Below are 17,401 nucleotides of genomic sequence, written 5' to 3' on the forward strand. Positions count from 1 at the left end.
CGGATGTGCTGAGTATCTTGTTGTGATAACAAAGGCACATGACCTGCCCCCAGTGTTAGATACAACGATCAGTTAGTAATATCGGTTTGTTTACCTTCTAATTTTCCATTTCTCCAGCCTGCTGCAAATTCAGACGGTGTCTGGTAGTTCAGCGAGGAATGAGGTCTGCACTCGTTATAGTCCTGCCGCCAGTCATTGATAATTTTCCGGGCATGAAGAATATCGCTGAACCAGTGCTCATTCAGGCACTCATCCCGAAAGCGACCGTTAAAGCTCTCAATAAATCCGTTCTGAGTTGGCTTACCTGGCTGGATTAATCGCAACTCAACACCATGCTCAAAGGCCCATTGATCGAGAGCGCGGCAGGTAAACTCCGGGCCCTGATCGGTTCTTATCGTCGCAGGGTAGCCACGAAACAGCGCAATGCTGTCCAGAATGCGTGTCACTTGCACGCCTGTAATCCCGAATGCTGTGGTGATCGTCAGGCACTCCTTCGTGAAATCATCCACACAGGTAAGGCACTTAATCCGGCGACCGCTGCAGAGTGCATCCATGACAAAATCCATTGACCAGGTCAGGTTCGGTGCATCCGGGCGCAGGAGCGGAAGCCGCTCAGTCGCCAGCCCTTTACGACGCCGTCTGCGTTTTACGCTCAGGCCATTAAGGTGATAGATGCGGTAAACCCGCTTGTGATTAACGCAAAGACCTTCACGCCGCAGAAGCTGCCATATACGCCGGTAACCAAAGCGGCGGCGTTCAAATGCAATCTCAGTGATGCGCAGGGATAGCTGCGCGTCAGCAGCCGGACGCTGGGCCGAATAACGGCAGGTTGACAGGGACAGGCCTGCCAGCCTGCAGGCACGACGTTGCGACAGACCCGTTGTCTCACACATGACTTCCACGGCTTCCCGCTTCTGGTCTGTCGTCAGAACTTTCGGCCCAGAGCCACCTGAAGCGCCTCCTTATCCAGCATGGCTTCAGCGAGTAGCTTCTTGAGACGGGCGTTCTCCTCTTCAAGGGACTTGAGTCGCTTTACTTCGGGGACTTCCATGCCGCCAAACTTCTTGCGCCATGTGTAAAAGGTGGCGTCTGAAATAGCATGCTTGCGGCAGAGTTCCCGGGCAGAAACCCCGGCTTCGGCCTCGCGGAGGATACTGATGATCTGTTCGTCGGAAAAACGCTTCTTCATGGTGACGTCCTCATGTGACTTATGAAGACATTACTAACATCGGTGTGTATTAATCAACGGGGAGCAGGTCACACAAGCTACTTATATCGACTAAACTAACAGTAGCGACAAACTAGGAGCGTGATGGTGGGGTGGTTATACCATCGTCTAGGTTTACGTTTTCACGGCACATGATGGATAATGACGGGGAGACAGAGAGACCCGACTCTTTATAATCTTTCAAGGAGCAAAGAATGCTTATTTTGACTCGTCGAGTTGGCGAAACCCTCATGATCGGCGATGAGGTAACGGTTACCGTGCTTGGGGTAAAAGGTAACCAGGTGCGGATTGGTGTTAATGCGCCCAAAGAGGTTTCTGTCCACCGAGAAGAGATCTATCAACGAATTCAGGCAGAGAAATCTCAGCCGACTTCGTATTGATTGGCAATGCGTCTCGCTGACACGAGACGCTATTGTTTTCCCGTTTTCCCTTCGTCTATTTATCACCACGCTCTTCCTTCTTTAATTATCTTTTCTATCGCAGGATAAGCATCTGTTTTTGTGTTGATAAAATGCACTTTTTGTCGTGAATTCGTTCTTCTTGGATGCGAATTGCGCAAACAAACATAAGTTGGGAAAAATTATTTGACTTATAAGTCCTGGAAAGTAATATGTGCGCCACGCAGTACCGGCGAGCACTGACGAGAACTTCTTAACAGTGATTATAGGTAGCGTAAGGTGAGGTGGCCGAGAGGCTGAAGGCGCTCCCCTGCTAAGGGAGTATGCGGTCAAAAGCTGCATCGAGGGTTCGAATCCCTCCCTCACCGCCATTTGATTGCATCCGTAGCTCAGCTGGATAGAGTACTCGGCTACGAACCGAGCGGTCGGAGGTTCGAATCCTCCCGGATGCACCATTCAAATGTCAGGTTTTTTAGCAGTGCCAAGCAAACTCTGCACCCGTACGAAGAATTATCTGTGCATCCGTAGCTCAGCTGGATAGAGTACTCGGCTACGAACCGAGCGGTCGGAGGTTCGAATCCTCCCGGATGCACCATTTTGGGGTATATCAATCAGTTTTACAGCAAGTTTTTTGCCTCGCTCAATCAGGCAACTCAATCTCTGCGCCATTTGCATCCGTAGCTCAGCTGGATAGAGTACTCGGCTACGAACCGAGCGGTCGGAGGTTCGAATCCTCCCGGATGCACCATAAAAGATTTAAAGCAATCCTCTTCTTAATTTCCATTCTTGTGGTTTTGAAAAACGAACTCCGTTATTTCATGTTTTCTTACTGAATGTATAGAATCGTTTTCTTTGATATCGAAATAGCATAACGGTGTTCTGTGTTCTCTCATGGTTTTTGCTGCGTTTTCTGGGCAAGATGCGGTAGAACATAAGCCATTATATCATCAATAATGACCTGATTATTAAATGGTTATTGAGTGAGCGACAACGTTTTTACTTTGCGATAAAGTAGGCCCTCTTTATTCAGTGAATATGGAGTCATGATGTACGATCGTTATCAAGGGCTGATCTTTGATATGGACGGCACCATTCTCGATACAGAACCAACACACCATAAGGCGTGGGAGCAGGTGTTGGCGATGTACGACATGAAATATGATGCGGCTGTCATGACAGCATTGAATGGATCACCTACCTGGCGTATCGCCCAGTTTATTATCGACCGTAACCAGGCCAATATCGATCCGTATAAGCTGGCTGATGAAAAAACAGCGGTTGTGGCAGAAATGCTGCTGGATACGGTAAAACCACTGCCGTTGATTGATATCGTTAAACATTATCAGGGACGTCGTCCTATGGCGGTTGGGACAGGCAGTACTCATGGTATGGCCGACAGGCTTTTGAAACATCTTGGGTTGCGCAACTATTTTGATGCAGTCGTCGGTGCCGACGATGTCATCAACCACAAGCCTTTTCCCGATACTTTTTTGCGTTGTGCCGAGCTTATCGCTGTCGCACCAGCGCATTGTGTCGTGTTTGAGGATGCTGATTATGGTATTGAGGCTGCCAGGCGTGCGAATATGGCAGTCGTAGATGTCCGTAAACTGTGACTGAATTCTGGGCCTTATTCTCTCTCTTCTGGAGTAGTTTTCTGAGTGCGACACTCTTGCCCGGAAGCTCGGAAGTATTGCTTGTGACTCTCTTGGTTTCTGACAGTGCCAGCCCCATCTTGTTGATCATTATGGCAACGGTGGGCAATACCCTGGGAGGGGTAACAAATATTTTTATTGGGCGCTTGCTGCCTCAGCCAAAACAGCAGACGGGATATACAATGGCGATAGGCTGGCTACAGCGCTATGGTCCGGCTGCGCTATTATTTAGCTGGGTTCCGGTAGTTGGCGATTTATTATGCGTGTTGGCGGGTTGGTTGCGTATGCCATGTATGCGTGCGGCGGTTTTCATTGGTATCGGAAAGGTGTTGCGCTATATCGTCCTGACAGGGATAACCTTACAAGGTATTGCCTGGTGGCATTAGCGGGTCGATATAAGGCCTGGTGAGTGGCGCCAAGTTTCAATTATGCTTACAAACATTACATTTTAACAACGGGAGGTCGATTTGATCCCGGATATATCAAAGGCGCTTTTCTGGCTGGAAAAACATCCACATGCCGTGAATGGTATACAGCGTGGAATTGAGCGTGAAACTTTGCGCGTATTGGCGAATGGACATCTTGCCACAACAGGTCACCCTGAGAAGTTAGGTTCGGCGTTAACGCATCCGTGGATTACAACGGATTTCGCTGAGGCATTGCTGGAATTTATTACCCCGGTTGATAACGATATTGACCATTTGCTGACGTTTTTGCGCGATATTCATCGCCATGTTGCCCGTAATTTGGGCGATGAGCGGATGTGGCCATTGAGCATGCCGTGTTTTATCGCTGCGGAGCAGGATATTGAGTTGGCGCAATATGGTTCATCCAATATCGGGCGTTTTAAAACGCTTTACCGTGAAGGGCTAAAGAATCGCTACGGCGCTCTGATGCAGACAATTTCTGGTGTGCATTACAATTTTTCGTTGCCGTTGTCATTTTGGCAGGCTGGAGCGGGCATCAGCGACGTTGAAAGTGGCAAAGAGAAGATTTCGTCCGGTTATTTTCGTTTGATTCGCAATTACTACCGTTTCGGCTGGGTCATTCCCTATCTGTTTGGGGCTTCTCCTGCCGTTTGTTCGTCTTTCCTGCAAGGGCGGGAAACGTTGTTGCCATTTGAGCGTACGGATAAAGGCATGTGTTATCTGCCGTATGCGACATCGCTGCGGCTGAGCGATTTGGGCTATACTAATAAGTCACAAAGTAATCTTGGCATTACATTTAATGACTTGAATACCTATGTTGCTGCGCTGAAGCGCGCGATAAAAACGCCTTCTGAAGAGTACGCTCAGATGGGGGTGAAGAAAGAAGGACGATATTTGCAGTTGAACACCAATGTATTGCAGATCGAAAATGAACTCTATGCACCAGTTAGACCGAAGCGAGTTACCCGCGCAGGGGAGTCGCCTTCCGATGCGCTGCTGCGTGGAGGGATCGAATACATTGAGGTGAGATCGCTGGATATTAATCCTTTCTCACCAACGGGTATTAGCGCCAGTCAGGTACGATTTCTTGATTTGTTCCTGATTTGGTGTGCTCTGGCTGATGCGCCTGAAATGAGCACGGATGAGTTGGCATGTACGCGTAAAAACTGGAGCCGGATAGTCCTGGAAGGTCGCAAGCCGGGACAGACAGTTGGCATGGGATGTGACAGCGTCCAACAGCCCATTGCGGATGTTGGAAAAGCATTGTTTGCCGATTTACGCCGCGTTGCAGAAGTGCTGGATGATGGGAACATACAACCTTGCTATCAGCAGGTTTGTGGTGAGCTGATCACGGGGTTTGATGATCCTGAAAGTACATTCTCTGGCCGGTTGCTTGAACTGATGAAAAAAGAAGATAGTAGTGGCGTAGGTCTTCATCTTGCGGACGAATACCGTAAAATATTAAGCAGTGAGCCGCTGCAAGTCTTGACAGAAGAGAGATTGATAGCGGAGTGTGAGCGTTCCTGGCTTCGTCAGCGGCAGATTGAGGCGGAAGATACAATGAGCTTTGAAACGTATCTTGCTGCACACTGAAAAAGAAAAGGCCGCAATAAATGCGGCCAAATGAACATATCTAAATAGGGATGATAATAAATGCGCGTCTTTCAGTAGTTCAGACCCGCATGAAAAAGAAAAGTTTCCCGGAAACGAGGAAAAATAAAATTTTCTATGAGGAGGTGGCATTATGCCGTTGCTCGATAGCTTTACTGTAGATCATACCCGTATGTCAGCGCCTGCTGTCAGGGTTGCAAAAACCATGAAAACCCCTCATGGCGATAACATCACTGTCTATGACCTGCGCTTTTGTCGCCCTAACTTGGAAGTGATGCCAGAGCGCGGCATTCATACGTTGGAGCATTTGTTTGCTGGCTTCATGCGCGATCACTTGAATGGCGAAGGTGTTGAGATTATCGATATTTCGCCTATGGGATGTCGCACCGGTTTTTACATGAGCCTGATTGGTACGCCAGAAGAGCAACGTGTTGCCGAAGCTTGGAAAGCAGCCATGGCCGATGTGATGAAAGTGACAGACCAGCGGAAAATCCCTGAGCTCAATGAATATCAGTGCGGAACCTATGAGATGCATTCTTTGGCGGAAGCTCAGGAAATTGCAAGGCATATTCTGGAACATGATATTGGTATTAACCAGAATGACGAGTTGGCGCTGCCGAAAGATAAACTGGCGGAACTCCATATCTAGTAAATACCTGGTTCAACGCAAGCTAGAATAAAAAAGAGAGCCTGAAGTCGGCTCTTTTTTTTACCGTCATTCAATACCCAGTTATAGGGGCTACTTGTCCAGCGTTTAAACGGCGACGAAATGCTGTATGACTCTGCTGCCGAAATAGGAAAGCGTCAATAGCAGCGCGCCCAGCAGACTGAACCAGACTACCCGGCGTCCGCGCCACCCTTCATGATAATGACCCCAGAGCAGCAGGATATAGATGAACCAGGCAAACAGGGAAAACACGGCTTTGTGCAGATTTTCTTTATTGCTGATCAGATCATCCATGTAGAACAGGCCTGTGCAGAGCGTCAGGGTTAACAGGATGACGCCGACCTGAGTGATGTGGAACATTTTTCGCTCAATCCCCATTAACGGCGGCATATCGGCGGCAAATCCCAGTTTTTTATTCTTCAGCAGATAGTCCAGCCAGACAAGCTGTAGCGCGTAAAGCGCGGCAATAAGCAAGGTGGCGTAAGAAAATAGCGCGAAGCCAATGTGGAGCATCATCCCCGGCGTCGCTTCCAAATGAGTAATGAATTCTCCCGGCATAAAGCTGGCAAAAACCAGGTTAATTAATGCAAATGTATAAACGATTGGGAGTAGAAACCATCCACGGTTACGTGAGGCAACGAGAGTCATTACGGTACAGATGATGAGACTGACGAGAGAAGCGATGTTTAACAGGCTAAGATTCTGGCCAGTCTGGACGTCGAAAATGCGTTGATAAAGCGCCACCGCATGGCAAATAAGCGCAATACTGGCCGAAAGTATTGCCAGCCGACGGTATGCACTGTTCTTGCGCAGCAAACTGGGGATAATCAGTCCGAGGCTGAGTGTGTAAGCGACTAAAGCCACAATAGCGAAAACAGACATACAAGTAGGTTATTAAATATCAACTAGTAAAATGAACATTCAGTATAACGTTAGTCTCCATAGGCACCAACTCTGTTCTCCATCTGAAGCGCTGAGATCGCCACCGCTTTCGTGCTATAATCCGTGCCATTCGCGTCGCGCTGGCGGCTTGTCATTCGTTGGGCATGAGATATGTTTGAAAATTTAACCGATCGACTATCGCGCACATTGCGCAATATCAGCGGCCGCGGGCGGTTGACTGAAGACAATATCAAAGAAACGCTGCGTGAAGTTCGCATGGCATTACTGGAGGCTGACGTTGCCTTACCCGTTGTTCGCGAATTTGTTAACCGCGTCAAAGAACGTTCGGTGGGGCATGAGGTCAATAAGAGCCTGACCCCTGGCCAAGAGTTTGTCAAGATCGTCAAAAATGAACTCGTCAGTGCGATGGGTGAGAGCAATGCGGAATTGAATCTTGCTGCACAGCCGCCCGCAGTGGTCCTGATGGCCGGTTTGCAAGGGGCGGGTAAAACAACCAGCGTCGGTAAACTGGGTAAATTTCTCAAAGAAAAGCAGAAGAAAAAAGTACTGGTTGTTTCTGCGGACGTGTATCGCCCTGCGGCAATTAAACAACTTGAAACACTGGCGGGAACGGTTGGTATCGATTTCTTCCCCTCAACGGCGCAGGAAAAACCGATTGACATAGTTAGTCGTGCTTTGCAGCACGCCAAACTAAAATTCTATGATGTGCTGTTAGTGGACACCGCCGGACGTCTCCATGTCGATGACGCTATGATGGATGAAATCAAGCAGGTGCATGCGGCGATAGAACCGGTGGAAACACTGTTTGTTGTCGATGCCATGACCGGTCAGGATGCGGCGAACACGGCAAAAGCCTTTAATGAAGCACTGCCGTTAACCGGCGTGGTTCTGACCAAGGTAGATGGTGATGCTCGTGGCGGTGCCGCACTGTCTATTCGTCATATCACTGGCAAGCCAATTAAATTCCTGGGCGTAGGTGAAAAAAACGATGCCTTGGAACCTTTCTACCCTGAACGTGTTGCTTCCCGCATTCTTGGGATGGGAGATATGCTTTCCCTGATCGAGGATATTGAGAGTAAGGTTGATCGATCTCAGGCAGAAAAGCTGGCGAAAAAGCTGAAGAAAGGCGACGGTTTTGATCTGACCGATTTTTTGGAACAGCTCAAACAGATGCGCAATATGGGTGGTATGGCCAGCATGATGAGCAAAATGCCGGGAATGGGGCAATTGCCCGATAATGTGAAGTCCCAGATGGATGATAAAGTTCTGGTCCGTATGGAAGCGATCATCAACTCCATGACGCGTCAGGAGCGAGCCAAGCCTGAGATTATTAAAGGTTCCCGGAAACGACGTATTGCGATGGGATCGGGGATGCAGGTCCAGGACGTCAACCGCCTTCTGAAGCAGTTTGATGATATGCAGCGTATGATGAAGAAAATGAAGAGCGGCGGTTTGGCTAAGATGATGCGAGGAATGAAAGGCATGATGCCGCCGGGATTTCCGGGTCGTTAAGCGTGATAATCTGACAGTGAATATTCGCTATCATCGGCTTTTTACGCTTTAGATTGCATTCTGCGCCAAAATGAGTAAAATTTTGGGGCTTTTTATATGACACACTGGGCCCCGTTCCTCGATGGGGCCCGGTTGTTTTATTCACTAAAGAGGATGTTATGGTAACAATTCGTTTGGCACGTGGCGGCGCGAAAAAACGCCCGTTCTATCAAGTCGTCGTGACCGATAGCCGCAATGCGCGCGATGGTCGCTTCATTGAGCGCGTAGGCTTCTTCAACCCGATCGCAACCGGTCAGGCAGAAGCTCTGCGTTTGGATCTGGACCGCATTGAGCATTGGGTTGGTCTGGGTGCAACAGTGTCTGATCGCGTTTCTTCGCTGATCAAAGACGCTAAAAAAGCAGCATAATCTGTTGCGGTGGTGGCAATGAGCAAGCAACTTAGTCCGAAAGCACCTGCTAACCCTATTGTATTGGGGAAAATGGGATCGACTTACGGCATCCGTGGTTGGCTCAGAGTGTTTTCATCCACCGAAGATGCCGAAAGCATTTTTGATTATCAACCTTGGCTTATCCAGGCAAAAAGTGGTTGGCAGCTTGTCGAGATTGAAAGCTGGAAACATCATAACCAAGATCTTATCATCAAGGTTAAAGACGTCGACGATCGTGATGCGGCCAATCTACTGACTAATTGCGAGATTGTCGTAGATTCGTCGCAACTGCCTGAGTTGGATGAAGGTGATTACTATTGGAAGGATCTTATTGGCTGTCAGGTCGTGACCTCAATGGGTTACCAACTGGGTAAAGTCATTGATATGATGGAAACCGGTTCAAACGATGTGATGGTAATAAAAGCCAATCTGAAAGATGCGTTCGGGGTCAAGGAGCGGTTGGTTCCGTTCCTCACTAAACAGGTTGTCAAGCATGTTGACCTTTCTGCTCAGACTATCGAAGTAGATTGGGATCCTGGTTTTTGAACTCTCAGCTGACCAGTATACTAAGTGGAACGAGACAATGTGGATTGGGGTAATTAGCCTGTTTCCAGAGATGTTCCGCGCAATTACTGATTACGGAGTCACTGGCCGGGCAGTTAAAAATGGCCTGCTGAGCGTACAGCACTGGAGTCCGCGAGACTTCGCTTACGATCGGCATCGCACCGTGGACGATCGCCCTTATGGCGGCGGCCCTGGAATGCTGATGATGGTGCAACCTTTGCGGGATGCGATCCATGCAGCAAAAGCAGCGGCAGGCAACGGTGCCAGAGTGATTTATTTATCACCTCAGGGCCGAAAATTAGATCAGCAAGGCGTGCGTCAACTCGCTGCTAATCAGAAAATGATTCTGGTTTGTGGTCGGTACGAGGGGATTGATGAACGCGTAATTAAAACCGAAATCGATGAAGAGTGGTCAATCGGTGATTACGTACTCAGTGGTGGTGAGCTACCAGCAATGGTGCTGATTGATTCGGTTTCCCGCTTTATACCGGGTGTTCTGGGTCATCACTCTTCGGCAGAAGAGGATTCTTTTGCTGATGGATTGCTGGATTGCCCACACTTTACTCGTCCCGAGGTGTTGGCAGGCATGGATGTCCCGGCAGTGTTACTGTCAGGAAATCATGCTGAGATTCGTCGCTGGCGTTTGAAGCAGTCGCTGGGCCGAACCTGGCTTAGAAGACCTGAACTTCTGAAAAGCCTAGCTCTGACTGACGAGCAAGTAACGTTGCTGGCTGAGTTCCAATGTGAATATCAGTCTGGGCAGCATTGAGTATTAGGTGGTCGCTCTGGTACGCCAGGCGAACACAAATATCAGTTTACCTAGGGTAAGAGACATATTATGAGCAACATTATTAAGCAAATTGAAGAAGAGCAGATGAAGCAGGACGTACCTGCATTTCGTCCGGGTGATACCGTAGAAGTGAAGGTATGGGTTGTTGAAGGTAGCAAAAAACGTCTGCAGGCATTCGAGGGCGTGGTTATCGCTATTCGTAACCGCGGTCTGCATTCTGCATTCACTGTTCGTAAGATTTCTAACGGCGAAGGTGTAGAGCGTGTTTTCCAAACACATTCTCCTGTCGTTGACAGCATTGCTGTTAAGCGTCGTGGCGCCGTACGTAAAGCCAAACTGTACTACCTGCGTGAACGCACTGGTAAGTCTGCCCGTATTAAAGAGCGTCTTAACTAAGAGCGCGTTTTCGCAACATCCGAAAGTGGTTATGAATAAAGGGTTTAGTCAATGACTAAACCCTTTATTGTTTTTTAATGTTCATTCGCACCGGCGATACACACCACAATGGTAACGGGTTTACTCTGGTCGATAAGGGCTACCCATTGATAACTAATGGATTAACAGAAGACGTTTAGTCGGGCTTGCGCGCAACGACGGTTGGAAACATTCTCATGCGATCGTTGATAAACTGAATGTCGCTGAATCCCACCTTTTCAAGTTGGGTCTGTGTTTGTGAATATGTGCGAAATGCTGTCCATTTTGCATCAAGGATGCGTGTGAAAAGCAGGTGTTGAAGAGCAAGCATGTCTGGAGCCGCATCTGTCCAGGGGGAATCAGCGGTGAGTTGCGGTGGGGGGGTCATAAAGCTACTCACCAGCGTACCGCCAGGTTTCAATCCATTAAAAAAAGCACGGTACAATGCTGTAACACGGTCATCGTCAGGCTCATAAATGTTAAGGCCATTGCTGGTTATCACATCAACACGCTTTCCCAAATCGAGCAACCAGGCGTCATGGCAATGAAGTGACAATCGTTTCTCCAGACCTTGATATTTCGCCAGTTGAAGTGCGCCTTTCAGCGCTAGCGGGTCCCGATCTACGCCAATCAGCGCCACATCCTGATGGTGTGTGTAGTCAAGCAGTAATAAATCCTCCATAAACCCGCAGGGAACTGATGCCATCACAATACCGGTAGACATCAGTTTTTGTAACTGCTGCTGAAAAATGCCAAATCTTTCGCGGGTTGCCAGCACGCTTGGCAGTTGCTCAAGAAGTAACGTTTCAAGCTGACCGGATAATTGAGTGTCTTCACTGCGGTAAGTCACCAAATAGTGGGTCCAGTAAGCATTCAATACGCGGTGTTTCAGTAAAAAACGGCCTAGATCAAAAGTTGTAAGCTCTTCCAGTATGGCAAGCTGCTGCTCTACCGTGGCACCAGGGAGTGGGCCAGATTGACGTATCCTGTCCCGTTCTGATGCCAGCAGATTATCAATGTCGTCATCTGACGTCTTATCCCGATGAAAGAGAAATACAGAGGAGGAAGGTTGGCCTGATTCTGACATATTACTACTCCATTAGTAATGGTTCGAGTTTTGTTATTGTTGCATGCCGGTATGCTGTTATCGTTAGCATATTTCTGAATTTTATCACTAAACTCTGGCTGCTCCAGGTAGTATAGACGGTAACAAGGAAAAAGTACGGTGACTAATGCTCGCAGGTCTCTACTCCATGCTTTGGCGCCATTGGGTTCGCAATTGCTCAGCATCAGCGGCGCCATCGCAACTGGCAGGAAAATTTTTTCCTGCTCTTCCCCATTTTATCATGTTTTCGGTATGGCAGAGGGCTGTCTGCCCCACACTGTAGCCACGTAAATAGGCGTCACGGTCAACTTCGGGGTTGCCAAACCACTCTTGTAGCGTGCCGTTATCTTTAACGACCATACCGGATACGGCATCATTATAGCCCGCGTGATACCAGAAGACGGTTTCTTCCCTCGGAGGAAGGGAGGGGCGATTGCTTTGACAACCGACCATAAAAAGAATTACAGCTAAAAAGTAACTGTATTTCATCTTGAAACCTTTAATGAGTAGATGGTTCAATGATAAAAGCGTTTCGCTTTTAGGCGATACCCAATTTTTCCTTTAGCAGCTTTAAATAACGCCGACTGACAGGGATATGTTTTCCCGTATGCGTTAGCACTTCTGCTGCGCCGTTTTCCATCAGTTGAATTTCTTTCAGAAGTTCAGTGTTCACCATGTATTTCCGGTGACACCGTACAAAAGACGTTTTTTCTTCCAGTGTCTTCAGGGACAGCTGTGTGTAACCCGACTGACTTACGCCCACAACATGCACACCGCTTAGTTCAGAACTAACGTATTCGACCTCATCGACTTTGAGTAAAAAAATCCGGTTATGTCCGGTGCAAGGAATATGACGGAGATAGGGGGCTGCAATGATGTGTAAATTTTTATTTACACTAATGCCGCGACGTAGACGATTCAGGGTTTTGGAAAGTCGTTGGGCATCCAACGGCTTGAGCAAATAATCGAACGCATGTTCTTCAAAAGCGCGAACGGCATATTCATCATACGCGGTTACAAACACTACATAGGGGATGTTTTCCGGGTTCAGCATCGCAACCAATTCGAGCCCACTGATTTTAGGCATCTGGATATCAAGGAAGATCACGTCAGGTTGCAAGCGATGAATCGCGGGTATCGCCTCAAGGGCGTTGCTGCACTGAGCGATGATAGTGATATCTGGTTCGTTCTCCAGCAGCAAAGACAGTTCTTCCCGTGCCAGCTGTTCGTCGTCAATGATTATTGCTTTCAGCATTTTTCCCCCTTGTTGTCATGATTCTAGCATTATTTGTGTGAGCGATTGGAATGCATGAGCGTGGATGTAAATTCGTTTTGGCGTCGTGATTTCCTAATGGTAATTTTAAATTTACATATGTGTATTGAAATATTTACGGCTCATGTTATGGTGTAAACATCACGCGTAGATTGCGTTTGTCATTCACATTTACATCAGCAGAGTCGTCAGGAACATGATCATGCAGAAAGATTCACTTAATAACATTAATATCAGCGCAGAACAGGTACTTATCACCCCGGAACAGTTAAAAGACAAGTTTCCCCTCAGTAACAATGAACAAGTGGCAATAGCTCAGGCACGTGAAACGATTGCCAATATTATTCACGGCCGAGACGAACGTCTGCTGATTGTTTGTGGACCTTGTTCTATTCATGATACTGACGCGGCGCTGGAATATGCCCGTCGTTTGCAGGCGCTTGCCGATGAATTGAGTGACAGGTTGTACATTGTCATGCGGGTATATTTTGAAAAGCCACGAACCACAGTCGGTTGGAAAGGCCTGATCAACGATCCTTACATGGATGGGTCATTTGATGTAGAAGCAGGTCTGCATATCGCCCGCGGACTACTGCTTGAGCTGGTGAAAATGGGTTTGCCGCTGGCGACCGAAGCTCTGGATCCGAATAGTCCTCAATATCTAGGGGATTTATTCAGTTGGTCTGCGATTGGCGCGCGCACGACTGAATCGCAAACGCATCGTGAAATGGCGTCTGGCCTGTCAATGCCGGTCGGCTTTAAAAACGGAACGGATGGCAGTCTGGGAACGGCGATCAACGCGATGAGAGCCGCGGCCATGCCACACCGCTTTGTGGGGATTAATCAGACCGGTCAGGTCTGTCTGTTGCAGACTCAGGGTAATGCGGATGGTCATGTGATTTTGCGTGGTGGTAAAAAGCCGAATTACAGTGCGCAAGATGTTGCCGAGTGTGAAAAGCAGATGCAAGAAGCGGGACTGAAACCCGCCCTGATGATAGATTGTAGCCATGGCAACTCCAATAAAGATTACCGTCGTCAACCTCTTGTGGTTGAGTCTGCCATTGAGCAGATTAAGGCTGGCAGTCGTTCTATTATTGGTTTAATGCTGGAGAGCCACCTCAATGAAGGTAGCCAGTCTTCCGAGCAGCCTCGTTCCGACATGCGCTATGGCGTGTCCGTAACGGATGCCTGCATCAGTTGGGAAAGCACAGAAGCATTGCTGCGTTCAGTACATCAGGAACTTGGCGCAAGAGTAAAACATTCAGGAGAGTAACAAGATATGGTAGCTGAACTGACCGCATTGCGTGATCGGATAGACGAGGTAGATAGAGAGCTTTTAACGCTGTTATCACGTCGGTTACGTTTAGTGGCGGAAGTCGGTGAGGTCAAAAGTCGGTATGGTTTGCCGATCTATGCTCCCGACCGTGAGGCGGCGATGTTCAGCTCGCGTCGTAAAGAGGCGGCGTTGCTGGGAGTCCCGCCTGACCTGATTGAGGATATCTTGCGCCGAGTCATGCGAGAGTCTTATTCCAGTGAAAATGACAAAGGATTCAAAACGTTATGTCCGTCACTTCGCCCGGTGGTTATTATTGGTGGGCGTGGTCAGATGGGTAAGTTGTTTGAGAAGATGCTAACGTTGTCTGGATATCAGGTCAGGATTCTGGAGCGGGACGATTGGCCTCAGGCGGAAAGTTTGTTGTCTGATGCGGGACTGGTCATTGTTAGTGTCCCGATTCATGTCACCGAACATGTGATCGCGCGTCTGCCTAAGCTGCCGGATGATTGCATTCTTGTTGATTTGGCATCGGTAAAAAATGCACCGCTGCAAGCTATGTTGGCTGTCCATCAGGGGCCTGTGCTCGGGTTACACCCGATGTTCGGGCCTGACAGCGGCAGTCTGGCCAAGCAGGTTGTTGTCTATTGTGATGGCCGCCAGCCTGAAGCCTACCAGTGGCTGCTGGAGCAGATTCAGGTGTGGGGAGCGCGTTTGCATCGCATCAGCGCCGTGGAGCACGATCAGAATATGATGTTCATTCAGGCGTTGCGCCACTTCGCAACTTTTGCGTATGGTCTGCATCTGGCGGAAGAGAATGTACAGTTGGAGCAATTGCTGGCGCTTTCATCACCGATCTATCGTCTGGAATTGATTATGGTGGGACGATTGTTCGCTCAGGATCCGCAGTTGTACGCTGATATCATTATGTCTTCTGAGAACAATCTGGCGCTGATTAAACGGTATTACAAACGTTTCGGTGAGGCGATAAAACTGTTGGAGCACGCTGATAAAGCCGAGTTCATCAGCAGCTTCAAAAAAGTTGAACATTGGTTTGGTGACTATGCAAACCGGTTCCAGTCTGAAAGCCGGACATTACTACGTCAGGCTAACGATATCCGACAGTAGTCACCCAAAGTTCTTTTAACTTATAAAGACGCCATCCCGCTGTTTGCCGGGGTGGCGTTTTTTTCATTCGTTCAAGTCCACGGGAATCACGTTCTCGCTTGGATAGCAACCCAGGACTTTCAGAGAACGCGTTATAGACGCCAATTCTTTCAACGCGCTCTGCATCGCTTCGCTACGCAGATTGGCCTGCACATCAATATAAAACATCTCTTCCCATGGATTACCGTTAATCGGACGCGACTCCAGCTTGGTCATCACAATACCGTGGTCGCGCAGCACCAGAAGGGCTTCAACCAATGCCCCGGATTGTTGACCCGTTGCCATAATCAGCGTGGTCTTGGCCGGAACCTGCTCTGATACGTCAATAGATTTACGAGCGAGAACAATAAAGCGGGTGATGTTTTGCGATTGATTTGCCAGATTATGCTCCAGAACTTTCAACTGATAGAGCATGCCACCGGCTTCGCTGCCGAGTGCCGCGGCTTGTGGCGAGTTAAGCGCCGCCACTTTTTCCATGGCGGCGGCGGTACTTTCACAGTACTCGATTTTCCAGTTGGGGAAGCGACTGATAAAGTGGCTGCACTGTTGAAAGGGTTGGGGGTGACTATAAACGGTCTCAATTTGATCCAAACTGGTTTCGGTTGCCACTAAAACACAGTGATTAATCGGATTGCTCAATTCGCCAACAATGGATAGGCCGGTATGCTGCAACAGGTCATAGACATCGTTAATGGAACCCGAGCTGGTATTTTCAATCGGCAGCACGGCGTAGTCGGCCTGACCCGTTTCCACCATATCGAAGATGTCCTGAAATTTCTGGCAGCCGCATTCAATGAACTGTTCAAAGTGCCGGGCGGCGTATTGACGCGTAGCCAGATGAGAATATGAGCCTCTAGGTCCGAGGAAAGCAATCCGGGCAGAATGAGATGTCTGATTAAGATGATGCTGCAAAAGTGCTTGTTGCGTCAGTACGGAGTCTTCGATAATCAACTGGAACAAGCGGGTGATGTAGTGACCATCAAGGTGATGTTTTTCCCCGGCAGCGGTCAGTTTGTCGAGTAAATCACGCTCGCGTTCTTTATCACGGATAGGGCGGTGAGAGTGCAGCTTACTGCGTGCGACGTCAAGCGACAATTCACGTCTCTGAGCCAATAACTCAAGCAGTTTTAAGTCCAGCTCGCTGATGTGCTCGCGTAATACCAGTAGTGGATTATCAGTCATTATGCTGTTACCTGTTTTCCGTTTCTTATATAAAAATTTCCAAGAGAAAAAACGCCAGAGCGTTTTTTAACGTCGCCAGTGACGTCCAGCAGGGTGATGGACATGAATGGCTGCCATCGGTTTTTAACAACGCATAGCGTCGGCCCCACACGGTAGACGATGTTTGCCTACCATAAAAAAAGCCTCCTGAGAACAGGAGGCTTTTTGTTCGTCTTCGTATTCTTATTCTTGTGACGAATCGCCTCCTAAATCAGCGGAAGATAAAAAAGAATACGAAGAAGAACGGCGAAGGGGTCATATTGATCCAGTCATGTAATGAAGATGCGTCAAAATTGGAATCATGGTAACTAAGGTAACTGCTGACTTTTCATCCTGTCAATACAAATTGCCGGGAGCGATTTTGAATGACGCGCCTAACGGCGCGTCAGGTAACAGGAATAGGTGAAATTACTCTTCCTGAATAATTTGCAGGTTGGCATCTTTGACGCCTGTTGCCGCTCGACGGGCTTCCCCTTTATGCTGCACCTTATTTAATTGACGCTCAAGTTTGGCGATGAGCTCATTGACGGCGGCATACATATCTTCATGTTTGGCACTGGCGACCAACGGTCCGTTTGGCGTACTGATTGTTGCATCTGCAACGAAACCCTGAGGTTCTTTTGACAGAATGATGTGTGGGTTGATCAGGTGAGCTTGCCATTTATCCAGTTTAGAAAGACGGTCTTCGACATGTCGACGTATTGCGGGAGTAATGTCCATTTGCTTGCTGGTAATATTGATAATCATAAAACTTACCTCTCTGCCTA

The 17,401-nt window shown here is 48.4% G+C and carries 19 protein-coding genes, 4 tRNA genes and 1 other annotated feature; of the genes, 16 read left to right on the forward strand and 7 right to left on the reverse strand.

Going from position 1 to position 17,401, the window contains the following annotated elements:
• Positions 1 to 68: 68 nt before the first annotated feature.
• Positions 69 to 1,189 (reverse strand): IS3 family transposase gene (locus EH207_RS03920; RefSeq protein WP_137712505.1). Its coding sequence is split into 2 segments (ribosomal slippage): positions 69 to 931 and positions 931 to 1,189, totalling 1,122 coding nucleotides; the frame shifts between segments, so codons are not numbered across the junction.
• A 233-nt stretch (positions 1,190 to 1,422) separates the two neighbouring features.
• On the opposite strand from EH207_RS03920, the gene csrA reads away from it, so the two are divergent.
• The 9 genes from csrA to luxS all read left to right on the forward strand — a co-directional run bounded on the left by csrA (position 1,423) and on the right by luxS (position 5,966).
• Positions 1,423 to 1,608 (forward strand): carbon storage regulator CsrA, encoded by a 186-nt coding sequence (gene csrA / locus EH207_RS03925; protein WP_005972168.1) that lies wholly within the window; start codon positions 1,423 to 1,425, stop codon positions 1,606 to 1,608.
• 296 nt (positions 1,609 to 1,904) lie between these two features.
• Positions 1,905 to 1,997 (forward strand) — tRNA-Ser (locus EH207_RS03930).
• A 7-nt stretch (positions 1,998 to 2,004) separates the two neighbouring features.
• A tRNA-Arg gene (locus tag EH207_RS03935) sits at positions 2,005 to 2,081 on the forward strand.
• A gap of 63 nt (positions 2,082 to 2,144) precedes the next feature.
• Positions 2,145 to 2,221, forward strand: a tRNA-Arg gene (locus EH207_RS03940).
• Positions 2,222 to 2,297: 76 nt separating this feature from the next.
• Positions 2,298 to 2,374: transfer RNA gene (locus EH207_RS03945), tRNA-Arg, on the forward strand.
• A gap of 298 nt (positions 2,375 to 2,672) precedes the next feature.
• Positions 2,673 to 3,239, forward strand: coding sequence for a fructose-1-phosphate/6-phosphogluconate phosphatase (gene yqaB, locus EH207_RS03950; protein WP_137715256.1), 567 nt, complete (start codon positions 2,673 to 2,675; stop codon positions 3,237 to 3,239).
• Positions 3,236 to 3,664, forward strand: coding sequence for a YqaA family protein (locus EH207_RS03955; protein ID WP_137712829.1), 429 nt, complete (start codon positions 3,236 to 3,238; stop codon positions 3,662 to 3,664). The genes yqaB and EH207_RS03955 overlap by 4 nt, the downstream gene beginning before the upstream one ends.
• 81 nt (positions 3,665 to 3,745) lie before the next feature.
• Entirely contained in the window at positions 3,746 to 5,299 is a 1,554-nt protein-coding gene (gshA, locus tag EH207_RS03960) for a glutamate--cysteine ligase (RefSeq protein WP_137712830.1), read from the forward strand.
• 151 nt (positions 5,300 to 5,450) lie between these two features.
• Positions 5,451 to 5,966, forward strand: a complete 516-nt coding sequence (luxS, locus tag EH207_RS03965; RefSeq protein WP_137712831.1) for an S-ribosylhomocysteine lyase — start codon at positions 5,451 to 5,453, stop codon at positions 5,964 to 5,966.
• A 105-nt stretch (positions 5,967 to 6,071) separates the two neighbouring features.
• Here luxS and EH207_RS03970 read toward each other — a convergent pair whose 3' ends face one another.
• Entirely contained in the window at positions 6,072 to 6,866 is a 795-nt protein-coding gene (locus EH207_RS03970; RefSeq protein WP_137712832.1) for a cytochrome C assembly family protein, read from the reverse strand.
• A gap of 171 nt (positions 6,867 to 7,037) precedes the next feature.
• On the opposite strand from EH207_RS03970, the gene ffh reads away from it, so the two are divergent.
• The 5 genes from ffh to rplS all read left to right on the forward strand — a co-directional run bounded on the left by ffh (position 7,038) and on the right by rplS (position 10,577).
• A complete protein-coding gene (gene ffh / locus EH207_RS03975; RefSeq protein WP_137712833.1) occupies positions 7,038 to 8,399 on the forward strand; it encodes a signal recognition particle protein in 1,362 nt (453 codons plus the stop codon).
• Positions 8,400 to 8,557: 158 nt separating this feature from the next.
• Positions 8,558 to 8,806, forward strand: coding sequence for a 30S ribosomal protein S16 (rpsP, locus tag EH207_RS03980; RefSeq protein ID WP_009111755.1), 249 nt, complete (start codon positions 8,558 to 8,560; stop codon positions 8,804 to 8,806).
• A gap of 18 nt (positions 8,807 to 8,824) precedes the next feature.
• A complete protein-coding gene (gene rimM, locus EH207_RS03985; RefSeq protein ID WP_137712834.1) occupies positions 8,825 to 9,373 on the forward strand; it encodes a ribosome maturation factor RimM in 549 nt (182 codons plus the stop codon).
• 37 nt (positions 9,374 to 9,410) lie between these two features.
• Positions 9,411 to 10,160 carry a tRNA (guanosine(37)-N1)-methyltransferase TrmD gene (trmD, locus tag EH207_RS03990; RefSeq protein WP_137712835.1) on the forward strand — a complete coding sequence of 250 codons (750 nt, stop codon included), beginning with the start codon at positions 9,411 to 9,413 and terminating at the stop codon, positions 10,158 to 10,160.
• A gap of 69 nt (positions 10,161 to 10,229) precedes the next feature.
• Positions 10,230 to 10,577 (forward strand): 50S ribosomal protein L19, encoded by a 348-nt coding sequence (gene rplS / locus EH207_RS03995; RefSeq protein WP_137712836.1) that lies wholly within the window; start codon positions 10,230 to 10,232, stop codon positions 10,575 to 10,577.
• A 175-nt stretch (positions 10,578 to 10,752) separates the two neighbouring features.
• On the opposite strand, the gene EH207_RS04000 is transcribed toward rplS, so the two are convergent.
• The 3 genes from EH207_RS04000 to btsR form a co-directional block, all read right to left on the reverse strand.
• Entirely contained in the window at positions 10,753 to 11,682 is a 930-nt protein-coding gene (locus tag EH207_RS04000) for a class I SAM-dependent methyltransferase (protein WP_137712837.1), read from the reverse strand.
• 159 nt (positions 11,683 to 11,841) lie between these two features.
• The gene (locus EH207_RS04005) at positions 11,842 to 12,189 is read right to left on the reverse strand and encodes a DUF2799 domain-containing protein (protein ID WP_137712838.1); all 348 of its coding nucleotides are present in this window, start codon (positions 12,187 to 12,189) and stop codon (positions 11,842 to 11,844) included.
• Positions 12,190 to 12,238: 49 nt separating this feature from the next.
• Entirely contained in the window at positions 12,239 to 12,955 is a 717-nt protein-coding gene (btsR, locus tag EH207_RS04010) for a two-component system response regulator BtsR (RefSeq protein WP_137712839.1), read from the reverse strand.
• 220 nt (positions 12,956 to 13,175) lie between these two features.
• Here btsR and EH207_RS04015 point away from each other — a divergent pair, with 220 nt between their 5' ends.
• Both EH207_RS04015 and tyrA read left to right on the forward strand, forming a co-directional pair.
• Entirely contained in the window at positions 13,176 to 14,246 is a 1,071-nt protein-coding gene (locus EH207_RS04015; protein WP_137712840.1) for a 3-deoxy-7-phosphoheptulonate synthase, read from the forward strand.
• 6 nt (positions 14,247 to 14,252) lie between these two features.
• Positions 14,253 to 15,374, forward strand: coding sequence for a bifunctional chorismate mutase/prephenate dehydrogenase (tyrA, locus tag EH207_RS04020; RefSeq protein WP_137712841.1), 1,122 nt, complete (start codon positions 14,253 to 14,255; stop codon positions 15,372 to 15,374).
• A gap of 63 nt (positions 15,375 to 15,437) precedes the next feature.
• On the opposite strand, the gene pheA is transcribed toward tyrA, so the two are convergent.
• Positions 15,438 to 16,595 carry a bifunctional chorismate mutase/prephenate dehydratase gene (gene pheA, locus EH207_RS04025; protein WP_137712842.1) on the reverse strand — a complete coding sequence of 386 codons (1,158 nt, stop codon included), beginning with the start codon at positions 16,593 to 16,595 and terminating at the stop codon, positions 15,438 to 15,440.
• Between the two features lie 172 nt (positions 16,596 to 16,767).
• Positions 16,768 to 16,894 (reverse strand) — a sequence feature (Phe leader region).
• A 148-nt stretch (positions 16,895 to 17,042) separates the two neighbouring features.
• Positions 17,043 to 17,381, reverse strand: coding sequence for a ribosome-associated translation inhibitor RaiA (gene raiA / locus EH207_RS04030; RefSeq protein ID WP_137712843.1), 339 nt, complete (start codon positions 17,379 to 17,381; stop codon positions 17,043 to 17,045).
• Positions 17,382 to 17,401 lie beyond the last annotated feature (20 nt).

Origin of the sequence: Brenneria rubrifaciens (assembly GCF_005484945.1) — a bacterium.
GTDB lineage: Bacteria > Pseudomonadota > Gammaproteobacteria > Enterobacterales > Enterobacteriaceae > Brenneria > Brenneria rubrifaciens.